We start from the raw sequence: 17,144 nt of genomic DNA on the forward strand, positions 1-17,144 counted from the left end.
TGGAAAAATAGAAAAGGGGCCGGTTGGCCCCTTTGTGTTACTCGCTCGCTTAAGCGCGAATCAGCTCAGGCGGTCGAGCAGATAGCGCGTCAGCATGCCGACGGGGCGACCGGTGGCGCCTTCTTTGGCACTGGTCCAGCCGGTGCCGGCGATGTCGAGGTGCGCCCAGTTGTAGTCGCGGGTGAATTCCGACAGGAAGGCGGCGGCGGTGATGGAACCGCCGGCACGGCCAGCGCCGATGTTGCGCAGGTCGGCGTACGGGCTTTCCAGTTCTTCGCCGTATTCTTCCCACAACGGCATCGGCCAGCCACGGTCCCAACTGGCCTGGCCGGCGCTGACCAACTGCTGTTGCAGTTCTTCGTTGTTGGCGTACACAGCGGTCGGGTGATGGCCCAGGCCGATGATGATGGCGCCGGTCAGGGTGGCGATATCGACCACGCTGGCCGGTTCGAAACGCTCGACGTAAGTCAGCGCATCGCACAATACCAGGCGGCCTTCGGCGTCGGTGTTGAGGATTTCGATGGTCTTGCCAGACAGACTGGTGACCACGTCGCCGGGGCGAGTAGCACCGCCGGACACCATGTTTTCGGCGGCGCAGATCACACCGATCACATTCAGCGCCGGCTTCAATTCCGCCAGTGTATTCAGCGTGCCGAATACCGAAGCGGCGCCGAGCATGTCGTATTTCATTTCCTCCATACCGGCCGCCGGCTTGATGGAAATGCCGCCGGAATCGAAGGTCAGACCTTTGCCGACCAGAACGTGCGGTTTCTGATCGCTCTTGGCACCGCTGTACTTCATGACAATGACGTAAGGCGGGTTATCGCTGCCTTGAGTGACGGCCAGGAAGGAACCCATGCCGAGCGCTTCCATTTCTTTCTGACCCAGCACTTCAACGCTGATTTCGTCGTAGGCGTCGGCCAGAGCGTGCGCCTGTTTGACCAGATAATCCGGGTTGCAGATGTTGGCCGGCAGGTTGCCGAGTTCACGTGCGACGTTCATGCCGTGCGCCAGGGCACGACCGGTTTGAACGGCGCTGTCGAGGTTCTGTTCTACGGCCAGATAATCCAACCGTTCCAGTTTATTGGCGTCGGCTTTTTTGGATTTGGTGGTGTCGTATTGGTACAGGCTGGTCAGCATCAGCTCGGTGGCTTTTTCGACACACCATTGGGTGGTGCGGCCGGCCGGTTTGAGATCGTCCAGCGCGACGCTGGCCGTTGATACCTTGGCTTGTTTCAGTGCTTTGACGGTGGCTGTGATGACTTTAATAAAGGCGTTTTCACCGAACTTGGCCTGGCTGCCAGCGCCGATCAACAACACCTGACGCGCAGGCAGGTCGGTGTGGCCGATCAAAGGTGTGACCTGACCGACTTTGGACGCCAGCAAGCCCTGGTCTTTGAGGCTGTTGAACAGGGCCGTGTGTTGGCCGCTGAGCGCGGTCAGACTGGCTGCGTCTTCATCGTCGAACAGGTAGACCACCAGGGCTTCGGTGTCGATGGCGTCGAGAGCGCCGTGATTGACGTTGAATTGCATGTTGTCTCCAAAAATCTGTGACTGAAAAAACGACGCTTAGCAACAACGGCCGCGTCGCGAACGGGTGCATGATACCAAAGCCCCGCACGGCGGGCAGGGCATCAGGATTTCTTTTTTACTTTGGGGGTGTAAACCAGTTCGGTCTGGCTGGCGAGATCGGGCCAACTGCGGCGTTCGGCATTGCCGTAGCGCCAGAGAATGCCGACTAGTGCCAGACCCCAGGCGGGCAGCGCCGTCCAGAAGCGAATCAGCCCCTGGCGCCAGCTCGGCGGCTGGCCGGGTTCGGCGTCGATGTGGATGCGCCAGACGCGCATGCCAACGGTCTGGCGCTTGGTGTGCCAGAAGCCGACAAAATAAAGCTGGATGATGATCAGGTTCCACAGCCAGAACAGCACCGCGCTGACGCCGCCTTCAATGGCGTCGCGCCCAGCCAGAAAGTGGCTCAGGGTCACCGGAATAAAACCGGCGAGAATCAACAGGCCGAGCAGGATAAACCAGTCGTACAGTACAGCGCCGATCAGGCGCAGCAGAGAGGGGCGGGCTAGGGCGGTCATGGTTTCCAGAGGTTTGGTTTCCAGAGTCAGGCAGGGCGCAGGCTAACGGATTGACATAAAGCTGCCAATAAATCCTGTTGGTTCGGCCGTTTTTGACTATCCTTTAGCCTTTCAGAAACCCCTCAGACCTATAGAGCCCAAGGAGTAGTCGATGGAAGCGCTTATGGAATCCAAGTCGCTGGCCATCATGGAAGAACAGGCCGGTCGGGCAGCCCAGCTGCTTAAAGCACTCAGCAATGAACGTCGCCTGCTGATTCTGTGCAATCTGGTAGGCGGCGAATTATCGGTCACTCAGCTGAATGCGCGCATTCTGCTCAGTCAGTCCGCTTTGTCGCAGCATCTTGCCCGGTTGCGCCAGGATGGGTTGGTGTCCATCCGCAAAGAAGCCCAGACGGTGTATTACCGCATCGCCAGTGATGAAGCCAAGCAGGTATTGGGATTGCTCTACAATCTGTATTGCGCGGACTGATACCCAGGCCGGACGGCTCCGTCCGGCGCTTATTTCCCTTGTTCAAACTGTTGATGTGACGCCCCGTTGTTATTGCCAGGCGCCAATTCTTTGTCGATTTTGACGGGCCTTGCGTTCGACCGCTGTCAGGCGCCAGGGTATTGGCGTTTGGGTGAGGTTGTTAATTGAACTGGCTCACGTTTTTCTGGTGGTGCATCGGTCCACCCAGTGAAGTGTTTGACATTGTCTATAAAGTGTATAGGTTGTTTTTTAATCAAGGAAAGGGTCACAGGGATTGTCTTTCTTCCACCGATCTTCCTAAGCAGATTGAACAACAATGTCAGAAGCGAAAGCCAGAACAGACGCCAGTATCAGTCGACTTCATGTTCCGGAATACAACAGTCGCGAATACCCGCCATTGCCGCCCCGTATCCGGCTTGCTTCCAATTGCTGGGAGCGAACTTGGTGGCTGACCTTGATTCAACCCGTTACCCAGCCTGAACGCCTCAAAAGTTTCGTCAAACGTTTCTGCACCGATACCGTCGATATCCGCGCCACCTTACGCACCAGCCGCCGGCTGTGTTTTGCCGTGACCGGTGCTGAGCTGGATCAGCAATCCGAATTTGAAATTGCCATGATGGTGATGGCGCATATTGAGCGCGACTTCGGACATATCGAACGGGTGGAGGACCGGCCAGCATCGGTCTGGCCGTACCGGGAATTTGCCCGCGGCTGAGTCGTTCAGGCTCAGCCGTTTTTCTTGCCTTCCGTTAGTTTCCCTACTTTAAAGCGTTGCCGCTTTATTTCTGTTTATCCCAAAAACTTATCCCAAAAAACTTATTCCAAAAGATTTATCCCAAAAAACGCTGCCAGAGTGCTGCCGCCCAGAGCAGGATGGCGATCAGGATGGTCAGCAGTACTGCGGCCGAACCCATGTCTTTGGTGCGGCCGGATAATTCGTTGTAATCAGTACTGACCCGATCCACCAGGGTTTCCAATGCGCTGTTGATCATTTCCACCACCATGATCAGCATCAGCGAGGCGATTAATACCGCCGCCTGCCATATTGAAGGCGCCAGCCAGATGGCTAACGGCGTGCCCCCCAGCAACAACCAGGTTTCCTGTCGAAACGCCACTTCATGGCGAAATGCCGAGCGCACCCCCTGCATGCTGTAGCGAGTGGCGTTCAGCAATCGCCGCAGGCCGGCGGCCTGGTATTGACGCAGGTTTTCATAAGGCGAAGTCATGACGTCGAGTTTCCTTGTTGGCGCAGTTGTCGGTTGGTGGCCGTGGTTGCCAGAGCGTTCCAGGGGTCTTCCGGCCAGGGATGGCGGTTGTAGCGGCCGCGCATTTCCTTACGGATATCGGGGTAAATCCTGGCCCAGAAATGCGGCAGGTCGGTGACCTGGGCCAGCACCCGGCCGTTGGGTGCGAGCAGGGCGAGCGTCAGCGGCTGGCGGCCGTCGATGATGGTCGGCGTCTGTTCCAGTCCGAAGGCCTCCTGCAATTTCAACGCGGCGGTGACGCGGTTTTGGTCAGCGTCGTAATCCAGTTCGCAATGCCGACCCGACGGCGCCTGCCAATGGCGCGGACAGAGTCGGTTAAGTTGTTGAGCGCGCTCGTAGCCGAGCCAGGCATCAAACAGCGCTGGGCTGTCGAGTTGGGTCAGTTGTGCGAGGCCGTTCAGCCACGGCTCGACGTCGGCTGCTAGTTCAGCCGGGCTGGGCGGTTGCGGCCAGTCCGGTTGGAAGGCGCAGGCTAATCGATAGCGTCTTTGCCGGTTATCCAACGCCTCGGCTTTCGGCCAGTTCGACCAAGGTTGTTCGGCCAGCCAGTGTTGCCAGGCAGCCAGCCGCTCGGTCGGGTCGGGCCGAACCGGTTGGCTGTCGATCAAAAACGGGCCGAGCCAGCGGCGGCGTACAAAACGGCTGTGATCGGTGGCGCTGGCGAGGCTGGTGTCGCTGCGTTCTGGCAATACCTGTACGACGCTGGTTGCTTGCACCGCCAGTGCTTGTTCGACCTGAATCTCAGAATTTTTTCCCCGGCCGTGCAGCAGCACAAACCAGTCGGCTTTTTCATCGGTTAAACCTTGAACGGCAGTGCCGTTGGCAAGCCGTGCCCGGCCGTTGGTATCGCGATGAATCAAGCGTTGGCTCAGCGCGGCGACCAGTACGGCGTCGGGCAGCAAGCGCGCGCTCTTGTCCAGCCGAATGTTGAGCCGCTGCGCCAGCAAGCGCGCTTCGCGCTGCATATTGCGGTCGGCTTGGGCGACGGCTTGGCTAAAGCCTTCGGCGCTGGCGTCGGGCCAGGGCAGGGCGTTGCTCAACAGCGCGCCCAGCCAGGCGGCGTCGCTGCCGTGGCCGGCGCGTTCGCCAGTGACGACCAAATGCGCCAGCGCCGGTTCCAAACCCAATTGCGCCAGGCGGCGGCCGTGGTCGGTGAGTTGGCCGGCGTTATCAAGCGCCAGCCAGCCGGTGAGTTGTTGCACCGCCGTTTGCCAGCGACCGGCCGTTGGCGCCGTGAGCCAGAAGGCGTCGTTGCGTTCCAAGCCCCAATCGGCCAGTGCCAGCACCAGCGGTGTTAAATCGGCTTGCAGGATTTCCGGTGGCTGGTCGGGTGCCAGACCGTCGTGTTCGGTTTGCGACCACAGCCGATAACAATGCCCTGGCCCCAACCGCGCGGCGCGGCCGGCGCGTTGGCGGGCGCTCGATTTGCTGATCCGACGGGTTTTCAATTCGGTCAGTCCGGTCACCGGGTCGATCTGGGCATAACGTTCCAGACCGCTGTCGATAACGGCACGCACGCCCGGCAAGGTGACGCTGCTTTCGGCTAAGTTCGTGCTCAGAATGACGGTGGGTTCGGCGTCGGTCAGGCGCGACAGCAAATCATCCTGCGGCACCTGGCTGTGCAGCACACCGACCGGCCAGTCGGCCGGCAGACGTTGTTGCAGGCGTTCGATTTCGCGTAAGCCGGGCAGGAAAACCAGCGTATGGCCGGGCCAGTCTGAGCGGGCCTGACGAATCAATTCGACGGTTAAGGCGTCAACATCGCCGCGGCCGGGCGGGTGGTACGACTCGGTCATCGTATGCAATTGACCGTCGGACACCACCGTCGGCAGTTTCAGCGCCTGTTCCAATCGGCTCAGGCTGAGCGTGGCCGACATCACCAGCAGGCGCAGATCGTCGCGGAACAGTTCGCGGCAACTGTGCAACAACGTCAGGCAGGCATCCTGGTCCAGTTGGCGTTCGTGGAATTCATCGAGAATCACCGTGCCGACGCCGATCAATTCCGGGTCTTGTTGCAACCGGCGCAGGAAAGCGCCGTAGGTGGTGACAGTCAGACGGGTAGCGGCACTGCGGCGGCTGTCGTGACGCAGGCTGTAACCGACCTGTTCACCAACCGGCTCGCCCAACTGTTCCGCTAATCGTGCGGCGGCCAGTTGCACTGGCAGGCGGCGCGGCAACAACAGAATCGTTTCGCGTTCATCAGCGTCCAACAGCCACAGCGGCAGGCGCGTGGTTTTGCCGGAACCGGGCGGCGATTGCAGCAGGCAACCGCCGCTCTGCCAGTGCGACAACACCGCCTCGCGCAGCGCGTCGACCGGCAAGGCATCCAGCGGCGGCCGGGCGGTCATGCCAAGGGATTGCCGTAGGGCAGAAAGCGATTGTCGGTGTGAGCTTTGATCCAGCGCGTCAGTTCCGCATCGGGGAATTCGCCGCGCGTTTTCAGTTCCTTGCACAGCCAGACCACCGGGTTGCGGTCGCGGCCATCCCAGCCGGCCCAGTGTTGTTCGGCCAGCGTGAAGAAACGAGTCAGACCGACCAGCGTCGCGGAATCCAGCGGTGTTAACAGCGGCGCCCAATCGGTTTGCGGGCGGCGCATCCAGGCTTGCAGACTGACCAGGGTGTCGATGGCGTGGTCGGGAAAGGTGTCGGCCCCGGCCTGACCCAGTTTGGCGGCTTGCGCCAGTACAGTGGGGTCCGGCGGCGTGGCGGCGTCGGTTGCGGGTGTCCAGGTGCCCGTAGTCATCTTGGCTCCATTGGTTCATGGCATTCGGGCCGGCATTATATCGATTGAACAGACACAGGACACAGACCTGACTTAAGGTCATGATTCGTGTCCGTCTTAGTCCATTTGCATGACAGGAGAATGACAGCCGTGATGTTTCGACTGTTGAACTGGGTGTTTCACCAAGGTTGGCTGACGCGGTTTCGCTGGGTGCACGACCGCTTGATGCGAGGTTTTAGGCGTCTGGCCGATCAGGGCAATCCGGACGCTCAGGAATTGTATGGCTTTTTATTGCTGCACAAAGGCACCGACAGCGGCGCCCGCTCAACCGGCGCGCGCTATCTGGCGATGGTCGCCGGAGTATCGCGGCCCAAAGCCGCCTGGCAGATGCATCGATTGCACGTAGATGGATTAACGCCGGGCTTCGCCGCCGATGCCGATAAAGCCGAGCATTATCTGCAACTGGCCGCACGCGGCGGCCATCCGCTGGCCGAGCGCATTCTGGCCGATCGGGAAGCGGCTTAAGACTGCCACTCCCGCGCCCAGGGTTCGACAAAGGCGCGGGCAATCTCCGCGCCGCTGTCGTGTTCGCAAGCGAGAATCTGCAACTTGGTCAGCACCGCTTCGAGCGGCATCTGACCACAGCCAATGGCGCCGACTTCGGCCATCATGCCGCTGGCAGCGTATTGACCGATGTTGACCTTGCCGTCGAACACCTGGCTGCGCACAAACACCGGAATGCCTTTGTCTTGCGCGCGCAGCAGGATGCGTTTCAGGTCGCCGTCGTTCATCGCATTGCCGTTGGCGTAGGCGTTCAACACCAGCGCCCGGTAATTGCGTTCGATCATGCTCATCAAACCATCGAGTGGCATGCCCGGAAACAGCGTGATCAGCCCGATGGCGGCCGGTCGCCATGGGCGTTGTGGCATCTGTGCAGCCTGGCCGGACGGCTGATCGAAACCGTCGTCGTGCCAGCCGGGCGCGGCCAGCGCATCGTCGTCATCGTGATCGATGCGTTTGGTGATGCGGCTGCCGGGCAAACACCGGGCGTGGCCTTCACCACCAAAGGCGACAAAGACTTCGCCGCTCCGGTTTTCCAGAATCGACAGCGCGGTTTCCAGATTGGCAAAACCATCGCTGTCGCTGTCCATCAGCGAGCGCATGGCGCCGGTCAGCACCACGGTGCGGCCAGTGCCAGACAGCAAAAAACTCAGCGCAGCGGCGCTGTGCGCCAGAGTGTCGGTGCCATGAACGACGAGCACGGCATCGGCGTCGCTGGCAAGAATGCGGTCGCGCAGTTGATACCACTGATGCGGGCGAATGTCGGACGAATCGAGCAGCGGCTGCCACTCGTCCCAGTCCAGCGAATGTTCGCGCCAACCGGCCAGACGCGGGTGCTGTTCCAGGGTATCGCGCAGCAGGCCGGCTTTGGGCTCCAGGCCGTTCGGCCCAACGGCCATGCCGATGGTGCCACCGGTGTTGATGATCAGAAAACGGGACATGACAAAACTCGTGTGAAAGGACGGCGAGCGCGCATCCGGGAAACAATCAGCCCTGGCGTTCCGCGCTCAGAGCAATGGACACCGATTCGGCAAAACGCAGTGCATGGGGTTTGTCGATTTCCACCTCAGCAGCGCGCACTTCCGGGTGCGCCATGATCAAACCCAGCACCTGATGCGTCATGCGTTCGAGCAGCAAAAACTGGTTGGTTTCGACGAACTCGATGATTTCCTTGCAGATCGAGCGGTAATTCAGCGTGTCTTCGATTTCGGTGGAATTGATGGCGTCGCTGGCGTCAAAGCGGATGCTGATGTTGAGCAACACATCCTGCTTGTTTTTGATTTCCTCATCCTTAATACCCACGTGAGTGCGCAGGCGTAAATCCTTAATGCGGATGCGGGCTTCGGTGTTTTCGAAAATCATCAGCGGTGACCGACCAGATTCAGAAATTCATTACGAGTGTTTTGCGAATGGCGCAGGCCACCGAGCATCATTGACGTCGTCATCCAGGAATTTTGTTTCTGCACGCCGCGCATCGTCATGCACATGTGTTTGGCTTCCAGAATCACGCCCACGCCTTTGGCGTCGGTGACGCTTTGAATGGCCTCGGCGATCTGTTTGGTCAGTTGTTCCTGAATCTGCAACCGGCGTGCGTACATATCGGTGATGCGGGCGAATTTGCTCAGGCCCAGCACCTTGCCGCTGGGAATGTAGGCGATGTGCGCCTTGCCGAAAAACGGCAGCAGGTGATGCTCGCACAGCGAGTAGAACTCGATGTCTTTCACCACCACCATTTCATCGTTGTCGGCTTCAAAAACGGCACCGTTGGTCACTTCTTCCAACGTCTGGTGATAACCCTCGGTTAAAAAAGCCATCGCTTTGGCGGCGCGTTCCGGTGTTTTCAGCAGGCCATCGCGCTCCGGGTTTTCACCCAGATCTTTAATGATGTTGCGGTAGTGGTCAGTCAGACTCGGCGGCATGAGCAGTCTCGGACGGAATGTGGGCAGGGAGTATACGACACTTTTATGACGTCGGTTCAGCGGCCCGTAACCAGGCCGCTGATTGCGTTTGGCTATGGCAACTCAGAGGCTGTCGAGCACGGCCAGCACATCGTCGTGATGCGACTTGGTGGTGACCTTTTCCATCACATGCGCCAGTTGGCCGTTTTCATCAATGATGAAGGTGATGCGGTGAATGCCGTCGAATTCGCGGCCCATGAATTTCTTCAAGCCCCAGACGCCGTACTGATCGGCGATGGCGTGGTCTTCGTCGCTGAGCAAATCGAAGTTCAGGCCTTCCTTCTCGATGAACTTGACCAGCCGTTTCGGCGCGTCCGGGCTGATGCCGAGCACCACGGTGTTGCGTTTGTCGAGTTCGGCCTTGCTGTCACGCAGACCACAGGCCTGCACGGTGCAGCCGGGCGTCATTGCTTTGGGGTAGAAGTAGAGCACGACTTTTTTGCCGCGATAGTCTTTCAGTGCCACCATCTCGCCATGTTGGTTCAGTGTGCTGAATTCCGGGGCGGGCTGGCCGGTTTTGGGCAGGGTCAAAGCAGTCATGTTCGAATTCCTTGTGCGGTTGGGCTGGGTGGACCTGAGCCAGGGATTGCAGACATAGGGTCCACCCCCGGAGTTTCAAGGACAGGCCGTTTGATCGCTGTTCCAGCGGCTTTGTCCCTGTCCGGCAGTGACAATTTGCGGTATCCTCAGGCCCTCGGTAGTGCTACCTCCAAACTCTTGATTTCCCTATGTTTTTTGAAAAGGACCGCAGTCAGTTCTTCAAGCCGCTGACGGGCAAGTACCGCGAGCAGTTTGTCGAATGTCTGAAGGAGCTGTATCACCGGCTCTACACCTCATCCAGTGCCGATTACGGCCATTCGCTGTCCCGCGACGATCTGGTCGATACCTTCCAGGGTGCGCTGGCGCGGGCACCGGAACTGGTGGGTGACGACGGCGAAAATGAAGGCCGTTTCCGCAGCGACCGCGATCAGGCCGTCTGGGTGCTCAATTTCCTGATCGAACACGGCTGGATCGACAAGCAAGTCGATGAAGCCACGCTGCAATCCAGTTTCACCTTCAGCCGCTACGGCCGTCAGTTCACCGAGCCCTTTGTGGCCGGCGATTTATCCAGCGTGCGCTCGCACCACCGCAACACCCGTAACGTGCGTAACTCGTTGCAGGCTTTTCTGGAGCGCGGCGAGGTCTACGATTTGCTCGATGCCTGGGAAAATTCCGAACGCATCATCAGCGACTTCACCGACATCATTGCTGAGCTCGATGACCGCAAGCGCGATCTGGTGCGCGAGATGGAAGATCAGGTGCTGGTGCAGCGCGCCACCCAGGATTTCTTCGACTACATGGAAAAACGCTTCCAGCCCGACCTCGCCATCCGCCTGTCGGCCGACAACGTAGAGAAATACCGCGACGAAATTGGCGAATGCGTGCGCCGCATTCGTCACCAGAAACGCGACTTCAAAGCCCGCGCCGAAAAGCGCCTGCGCGAATTACTGCCCGAACAGGTGCGCGACGGCCAGAGTCTGCTCTGGGCCTTGCTCGATCACATCGAAGGCCGCTTGAAAGCCGCCTCCGACATCATGCTGCCGGCATTGCGACGCGCGCTCGCCGGCTTCACCAAACGCGCCGACATCGTTATCCGCCAGATCAGTTATCTGGCCGGGCAACAGCACAACGACGTGGTGCAGGTGTGCCAGCGTTTGGTCGAGCAAAGCGAAGATCAGGTTGCCGCAGCGCTGGAACGCGCCAGTGAATTGATGGCGACACCGAACATCGGCTTTGTCGATCCGGGCAATGTGCGACTGCACGCACCGCGCGCGCGACGCTCGTTTGAAACCACCGTATTGGAAGACAACAGCGACGATTTCGACGTCGACGCACGTCGCGATCTGTACGTGCAGCAATTGCTCGATCAGGCATTTTTAGTCAACGACAACCGCGTGCGTCAGTACCTGGCGCGACGTTTGAGCGAAGGCGAAGCGGTTACCACGGCCGAATTGCCAGTCGAATCAGCCGACGATTTACTGGCCCTGGCGCACGCCATTGAAGTGGGCGCGAACCAGTCGTTGGCGTCCGATTATCAATTCAGCGTCGAGTGGAAAAATGCCAACCAGGCCGGCGAATATTTCGAATCGAGCGACAACTTTATTATCCGTCTGGTGGCCAACAACGCCGCCCGATCCAAGGAGCATTCCGATGTTTGATGAGCTGGACCGCCTGCTGGAACGCCAGGGCCTCAGCCGCACCGATTACAGCGAATTGTTGATCCGTCTGCTCGATCACGGCGTGCTGTGCCGCGACGAAAGTCAGATCGAACAACAACTCTACGACCGCTATCTGCGCCTGGAAGAACCAGTGCGTGATTATCTGGAAATGCTCGGTATTCAGATTCAGCACGACCGCCGTTTTCATTTCGTGCGGCTGTTCCCGCCCGGTGCCGAAGTGCCCGGTTTGGACAACAGCGGCGAAGGCGCGTTCAGCGGCGGTTTCCGTACTCGCATGAGCCAGCAGGAAGTCGCGCTGGTGTTGGTGTTGCGCAGTTTGTACGACCGGGGTTTGCGCGAAGGGCAGGTGGATGAAAACGGCTGTGTGCTGGCGTCGCTGGAAAGCGTCAGCATCGCCATGCGCAATGTGTTGCGTCGCTCGCTGCCGGAAAACGTGACCGAGCGTCGGCAATTGTTTCGGCGTTTACGGCAGTTGCGTTTGATCCAATTAAATCAGGACGAAGCAGTCGAGAGCGTCGATTTCTGGGTGCGCATCCGGCCGATGATTTTAAGTTATGTATCCGATGAAGTGCTGTCGACCTTATCGGAAACGCCGGCCGAAGAAGACGCCGATGCCGACGACGTTTTAACGACAGAAAACGAATCGAACGATGAAGCCGATGTTGCCAGCGAAGACGATGCTGATGCCGACGAACTTAAGCTGACTCAAACCGACGACACCGACTCTGTCTTTGCACGGGACTGATCATGTTTCTGAAGAAATTCATCTACGTTAACTGGGGCAACATTCCGCTGTTGGAATTCGATTTCGGCCCGATCAATTTGCTCAGCGGCGGCAACGGTTCCGGTAAAACCACCGCCGCGGATGCGATCCAGACGGTGATGACCGCGGCGCACGATACGCTGTTTCATTTCAACCCCGGCCAGGACGAAGCGACCCAACGCGGCCGCGGCAAACAGGTGCGCACGCTGGCGTCTTACATTCTCGGTTGTGACGACGGTTCCTACGCACGGCCGGACGGCGCGGTTGGTTATCTGGCTGCGGTGTTTCACCCCACCGAAGGCGAACCGGGCGACCCGTTTACGGCCGTGATCGGCGCCAGTGCCTTTATTGATCGCGCCGGTGGTCAGCCGGTCGCACGGCTTGGCGACATGGTGTATTTGATTGCGCCGGGCGAGCAGTTGGGCAAGGTCGATTTTGTCTCCGAAGGCACCGACGGTCGTCAGGTTGTGACGCTCGATAAAATCGTACCGAGCATAAAAGCGCGCGGTTTGTCGGTGGAAAAATACGACACCAAAAAACAATACCTGCGCCGTTTTTACGCCGCCATTCGCGGTCGTGACGACGCCGTCAGCGAGCGCGAAGCACTGAATGCCGCACGCGCCTTCTCGCGTTTTATGGCCTACAAACCTGTGCGCTCAATTAATGGTTTTGTCGCCCAGGAAATTCTTGAACAAAAAGATTTGGGCGAAGCCATTCGTACTGTGTCCGACCTGATGAAAACCATCAGCGGCATGGAAGGCGAAGCGGCTCGGCTGAAACGCACCGTTGAGCGTTTGTCACAAGGCCGTGGCCGTGCCGATGCGTACATCGACCAATGGCTCGATTACAACCTGGCCGATTACGTCGCCGCGCGCGCGCGTTTTGTTAAAGACCAGCAGCAATACCTGAACGCTAAAAACGAGCAGCAACGTCTGCGTCAGCAGCGCGACGATGTGCAGAGCGAACTGGAAGTTACCGAACAACGCCGCGACCAGACTCACGATCAATTAGTATCGCTGGAAGCACAACGCCGTGGCGTCGATGCACTGCAGGAAAAAGACAAACTCGAACAGGAAATTACCCAGGCCAAAAACCGCTTGATGCAGCAAGCCGAACCGCTGCTCAAACAGGACGATGCGCTGGGTCGCAGTCTCGATGCCAGCGAGACCATTACTCAGGCGCTGACCAAAACCAGCCTGGAAACGGAGATTCCCGACCTCGCCGATAAAGCCCTGAATCAGTTGGCGAAAAATGTCGCCAAACACAGCCGCCGTCCGGTCGATTTTCGCGGCCTGATGAACCAGGACTGGATCGATATCGCACCGCTTGAACAGCACCTCGATGAAGTGTTGGCCCAGCAAAGTGTTTTGAACCAATGGCGCGATGCCTGGTTCAGCGATCAACGCACCGGCTCGGGCGTCAGCCTGCGCGACCAATTGCAACGCGTGCAGGATCGGCGCGAGCAACGGCTGAGTAAATTGCGCTTCGATTTGAACCGCAAACAGCAAGACATCGACAGCCTTGCTGGCGAACGACTGAATTATCCATCGCACGTGCGCGCCGCGTTGGAAGCGATTCGCGACGCCTGGCCCAAGGCCGACCCGCGCGTTTTGTGTGACCACGTCGAAATCAAAGACGACGCCTGGCAATCGGCGATTGAGGGTTACATCGGCGGCGGCCGTTTTGCCATTCTGGTGGAACCGGAATTCGAAGCGCAGGCGATTCAAACCGTGCGCGAATTGCCCAAAGAAAACCGCGCCCGGGTGATCCAGGGTTCCAAAGCCCAGGCCGACGCAGACCGCGTGAAATTGCCGGCCAATTCCATCGTCCATCTGATGAGTTTCGACCACGCCATTGCGCGCGCTTACATGACGGCGAGCTACGGTTTGGTCGAACAATGCGCCGACACCGACACTTTGAAACGCACTCGTCGCGGTGTGACACAAGCCGGTATCGGTTCTGGTTCGTACGCCATGTATCGCTGCGATTTACCGATTGCCGATCTGGTGTTTGGTCAGGGCGCTCGTGAACGGGCTTTGGCGGCGAAGAAAGACGATTTGAACCAACTGGCGAACCAGGCCAACGATTTGCAGGCGCAAGTCGCCGAAGTTGGGGCGCTGTATAAAGCGGTGAACCAATTAGCGCATCTGGCGCATGGCGATCTGGTGCGCGAGATGCTCGATACCCAGCGTCGTCTTGGCGCTGCCGAAAAAGCGCTGACGAATCTGGATTTAAGCGACGCCAGTGCCCTGGAACGCGAATACGCCGAGGTCAACGAACAGTTGAAATCGCTCGATCAACGCATTCGCGAATTGATTGAGCGCAAAGGCAGTTTGGGCGAACGATTGGAAACGCTGTCGCGTCAGTGTCAGGTGTTGAGCGACCAGCAGGAAGAAACGGCGCTGCGTTCGGAACAAAAAGAAGGCTACCTGCGCACCATCGCTGCCGACTGGCCGGACTTCGATGTTGAAGCGCGTTTGAGCGAAGCCGACGAAACCGCTGAGTCGGCCGACCCTGTAGTGCAAGACAAACTGCGCCATTCGCTGGAAAGCGAGCTCAACAGTCTGGCGCACAGCCTGGAAGGTGCATTAACCGAGCACAATCAGGAATGCCAACCGCAGGATGCCATTGCGTTGGATCTGAATTATTCCGACCTGCATTCGAGCGATTTCTTTAAAGGCATTGTCGCGCTGCGCCGCGAAGTCGATCAGATTTACAACCGCGTCAAAAACAACATTCTGGTCGAAAAAGTCGACAACCTGGTGAGCCTGAAAGAAAGCTTCAACAACGCCTTTGTCACCAATTTGTGTCACGCCATCTATCAGTCGATTAACGACGGCAAACGCATTCTGGAAGACCTGAACCGCGAACTGGAACACCACCGCTTTGGTGCCGACAGCGAACGCTACTGGTTCGATTGGGAATGGTTGCCGGAATACAAAGAGTATTGGCACTTCTTCGACGAAGTGATTAAAAACCCGGCGTTGGGCGAAGGCCAGACGTTGTTCGATGCCGAACTCAGCGACCGCTCAGCGCGCATTCGCGATGAACTGATGAAGATGTTGCTCGACGATGACGAGCAAAAAGCGCTGCGCGAACTGGAGCGAATTTCCGACTACCGTAATTACCGCAATTACGAAATCTACAAACAGCCGGAAGGCAAACAGCCGATTGCGTTGAGCCAATATGGCACGGGTTCGGGCGGTCAGTTGGAAACACCGGCGTACATCATTCGCTCGGCGGCCATTACCTCGGCGTTCCGTTTCAACGAAGGCGATAGTCATTTGCGCATGGTGCTGGTTGATGAAGCCTTCTCGAAAATGGACGAAACCCGTTCCAAAGAAGTGATTCGTTACTTGACCGAAGCACTCGGTTTGCAGTTGTTGTTCATCATGCCGACCAGTAAATCCGGTCCGTTTATGGACATGATTTCCAACCAGTTTGTGTTTTCCAAAGTGCCGTTGGCCGGTGGTCATCGCGTCGGTGAATTGCAGTCACGCGTGCTGGTCGATCGGCAACGTTGCAATCAGGATAAAATTCGCGCGCTTTGGGCGAACCATCGCAAGGTGATTCGTCAGCAGGCGGAGCTCGACTTTTTGGCGGATGTAGACGCCTAATTCACGTTACGACAGGAGAATCCCATGGCCGTTCATGAAATCAAACATCCGCTGATTCAACACAAACTCGGCTTGATGCGCGAAGCGGGCATCAGCACCAAGCACTTTCGTGAACTGGCCGGGGAAGTTGGCAACCTGTTGACCTACGAAGCCGGGCGCGAGCTGGAAACCGAATCGGTCGAGATCACCGGTTGGACCGGCGAGCCGATGACGGTGCAGCGTATTAAAGGCAAGAAGATCACCGTAGTGCCAATTCTGCGCGCCGGCCTGGGCATGCTCGATGGCGTCATGCAGTTAATCCCTAATGCTAAAGTCAGCGTGGTCGGTTTCTACCGCAACGAAGAAACACTCGACCCGGTGCCGTATTTCGACAAGGTGATTGAAGACGTAGAAGACCGCACCGCCTTGATCGTCGATCCGATGCTGGCGACTGGCGGAACGCTGATCGCGACCATCGATCTGCTCAAGGAAAAAGGCTGCAAGCGCATCATGGGTCTGTTCCTGGTGGCGGCGCCGGAGGGCCTGGCAGCGGTGACCACAGCGCACCCGGACATCGACCTCTATGTGGCGGCCGTGGACGAGCGTCTGAACGAGCAGGGCTACATCATTCCGGGCCTGGGCGATGCTGGCGACAAGATTTTTGGCACCCGCTAAAAAAGCTGCAAATCTGCGAATACCGACTAGAGTAAGGCTTAACGTAACCTGCCATCGAGCATGACGCTGATGGCCTCTATGGAGTCGGACATCCGTGGCAACTCGAGCGGACACGATGGGAAAGAAACGCATTTTGATGGTCGACAGTCGGCCAGAAGACGTTCGCAAGCTGCGTGAGTACCTGATCAATAATGAATACGACGTCGATTTGGAAACCGACGGCAGCAAGGCACTGAAACGCATCCGTGAAGAGCAGCCGCATCTGGTGCTGATGGAAGTCGATCTGGAAGGCGAAAGTGGCCTGACCATCTGCAAGTTGTGCCGCAAGGACTACGACGGCGGTATTCTGTTTTACACCCACCGTGACAGCGAAATCGATCAGGTTCTTGGCCTCGATATGGGCGCCGACGATTATCTGATGAAAGGCACCGGGCATCGTTTGGTGTTGGCGCGTTGTCAGTCGCTGACTCGCCGCGCCGAACGTGGCCGCCGATTGGAGGCGCGCCGCCACACTGAACGTCTGGAATTCGACGATCTGATCATCGACAACACCATGCGCGAAGCCTGGCTCGGTCAGGAACAGATTGATCTGACCAGTGCCGAGTTTGATTTGCTCTGGTTGCTGTCGAGCCACGCCGGCCAGATTCTCACCCGCGAAGAAATTTTCAGCCGCCTGCGCGGCATAGAATACGACGGTCAGGACCGTTCAGTGGATGTGCGAGTGTCGCGCATTCGTCCGAAAGTCGGCGACGATCCGGTGCACCCGCGACGCATAAAAACGGTGCGTTCCAAGGGTTATTTGTTCGTCGGCGATTTGTCCAAACATTGA

At 58.2% G+C, this 17,144-nt stretch carries 17 protein-coding genes; 8 read left to right on the forward strand and 9 right to left on the reverse strand.

Annotated elements, in window-relative coordinates:
* Positions 1-60 precede the first annotated feature (60 nt).
* Together DW349_RS07040 and DW349_RS07045 are read right to left on the reverse strand one after the other, a co-directional pair.
* Entirely contained in the window at positions 61-1,533 is a 1,473-nt protein-coding gene (locus DW349_RS07040) for a leucyl aminopeptidase (protein ID WP_108124639.1), read from the reverse strand.
* A 101-nt stretch (positions 1,534-1,634) separates the two neighbouring features.
* Positions 1,635-2,087: an RDD family protein gene (locus DW349_RS07045; protein ID WP_108124638.1), complete on the reverse strand. Its 453-nt coding sequence runs from the start codon at positions 2,085-2,087 to the stop codon at positions 1,635-1,637.
* A 151-nt stretch (positions 2,088-2,238) separates the two neighbouring features.
* On the opposite strand from DW349_RS07045, the gene DW349_RS07050 reads away from it, so the two are divergent.
* Together DW349_RS07050 and DW349_RS07055 are read left to right on the forward strand one after the other, a co-directional pair.
* Positions 2,239-2,556, forward strand: coding sequence for an ArsR/SmtB family transcription factor (locus DW349_RS07050; protein ID WP_232819277.1), 318 nt, complete (start codon positions 2,239-2,241; stop codon positions 2,554-2,556).
* A 454-nt stretch (positions 2,557-3,010) separates the two neighbouring features.
* Positions 3,011-3,271 (forward strand): hypothetical protein, encoded by a 261-nt coding sequence (locus tag DW349_RS07055; protein WP_157954269.1) that lies wholly within the window; start codon positions 3,011-3,013, stop codon positions 3,269-3,271.
* A 115-nt stretch (positions 3,272-3,386) separates the two neighbouring features.
* On the opposite strand, the gene DW349_RS07060 is transcribed toward DW349_RS07055, so the two are convergent.
* The 3 genes from DW349_RS07060 to DW349_RS17350 are packed head-to-tail and all read right to left on the reverse strand — an operon-like array spanning position 3,387 to position 6,564.
* Positions 3,387-3,782 carry a diacylglycerol kinase gene (locus DW349_RS07060; RefSeq protein ID WP_108124636.1) on the reverse strand — a complete coding sequence of 132 codons (396 nt, stop codon included), beginning with the start codon at positions 3,780-3,782 and terminating at the stop codon, positions 3,387-3,389.
* Entirely contained in the window at positions 3,779-6,169 is a 2,391-nt protein-coding gene (gene hrpB / locus DW349_RS07065; RefSeq protein WP_157954268.1) for an ATP-dependent helicase HrpB, read from the reverse strand. The genes DW349_RS07060 and hrpB overlap by 4 nt, the downstream gene beginning before the upstream one ends.
* Positions 6,166-6,564: a hypothetical protein gene (locus DW349_RS17350; RefSeq protein WP_157954267.1), complete on the reverse strand. Its 399-nt coding sequence runs from the start codon at positions 6,562-6,564 to the stop codon at positions 6,166-6,168. Before DW349_RS17350 ends, hrpB begins: the two co-directional genes overlap by 4 nt.
* A 129-nt stretch (positions 6,565-6,693) precedes the next feature.
* On the opposite strand from DW349_RS17350, the gene DW349_RS07070 reads away from it, so the two are divergent.
* Positions 6,694-7,068 carry an SEL1-like repeat protein gene (locus DW349_RS07070; protein ID WP_157954266.1) on the forward strand — a complete coding sequence of 125 codons (375 nt, stop codon included), beginning with the start codon at positions 6,694-6,696 and terminating at the stop codon, positions 7,066-7,068.
* Here DW349_RS07070 and DW349_RS07075 read toward each other — a convergent pair.
* The 4 genes from DW349_RS07075 to bcp form a co-directional block, all read right to left on the reverse strand.
* Positions 7,065-8,045 (reverse strand): asparaginase, encoded by a 981-nt coding sequence (locus tag DW349_RS07075; protein ID WP_108124633.1) that lies wholly within the window; start codon positions 8,043-8,045, stop codon positions 7,065-7,067. The two genes, DW349_RS07070 and DW349_RS07075, sit on opposite strands and share 4 nt — an antisense overlap.
* Positions 8,046-8,091: 46 nt before the next feature.
* The gene (gene folX, locus DW349_RS07080; protein ID WP_108124632.1) at positions 8,092-8,466 is read right to left on the reverse strand and encodes a dihydroneopterin triphosphate 2'-epimerase; all 375 of its coding nucleotides are present in this window, start codon (positions 8,464-8,466) and stop codon (positions 8,092-8,094) included.
* Positions 8,466-9,023: a GTP cyclohydrolase I FolE gene (folE, locus tag DW349_RS07085; RefSeq protein WP_108124631.1), complete on the reverse strand. Its 558-nt coding sequence runs from the start codon at positions 9,021-9,023 to the stop codon at positions 8,466-8,468. Before folE ends, folX begins: the two co-directional genes overlap by 1 nt.
* A 102-nt stretch (positions 9,024-9,125) precedes the next feature.
* Complete coding sequence (bcp, locus tag DW349_RS07090) at positions 9,126-9,602, reverse strand: thioredoxin-dependent thiol peroxidase (protein WP_108124630.1); 477 nt, start codon at positions 9,600-9,602, stop codon at positions 9,126-9,128.
* 188 nt (positions 9,603-9,790) lie between these two features.
* Here bcp and DW349_RS07095 point away from each other — a divergent pair, with 188 nt between their 5' ends.
* The 5 genes from DW349_RS07095 to DW349_RS07115 all read left to right on the forward strand — a co-directional run bounded on the left by DW349_RS07095 (position 9,791) and on the right by DW349_RS07115 (position 17,144).
* Positions 9,791-11,260 (forward strand): Wadjet anti-phage system protein JetA family protein, encoded by a 1,470-nt coding sequence (locus tag DW349_RS07095; RefSeq protein ID WP_108124629.1) that lies wholly within the window; start codon positions 9,791-9,793, stop codon positions 11,258-11,260.
* Positions 11,253-12,026 carry a DUF4194 domain-containing protein gene (locus DW349_RS07100; protein WP_108124628.1) on the forward strand — a complete coding sequence of 258 codons (774 nt, stop codon included), beginning with the start codon at positions 11,253-11,255 and terminating at the stop codon, positions 12,024-12,026. The genes DW349_RS07095 and DW349_RS07100 overlap by 8 nt, the downstream gene beginning before the upstream one ends.
* 2 nt (positions 12,027-12,028) lie before the next feature.
* Positions 12,029-15,661, forward strand: a complete 3,633-nt coding sequence (locus DW349_RS07105; RefSeq protein ID WP_108124627.1) for an ATP-binding protein — start codon at positions 12,029-12,031, stop codon at positions 15,659-15,661.
* Positions 15,662-15,685: 24 nt separating this feature from the next.
* Positions 15,686-16,315, forward strand: coding sequence for a uracil phosphoribosyltransferase (upp, locus tag DW349_RS07110; RefSeq protein ID WP_108124626.1), 630 nt, complete (start codon positions 15,686-15,688; stop codon positions 16,313-16,315).
* A gap of 115 nt (positions 16,316-16,430) precedes the next feature.
* Positions 16,431-17,144 (forward strand): winged helix-turn-helix domain-containing protein, encoded by a 714-nt coding sequence (locus tag DW349_RS07115; RefSeq protein ID WP_108124625.1) that lies wholly within the window; start codon positions 16,431-16,433, stop codon positions 17,142-17,144.

It is taken from the genome of Saccharospirillum mangrovi (genome assembly GCF_003367315.1).
Classification (GTDB): domain Bacteria; phylum Pseudomonadota; class Gammaproteobacteria; order Pseudomonadales; family Natronospirillaceae; genus Saccharospirillum; species Saccharospirillum mangrovi.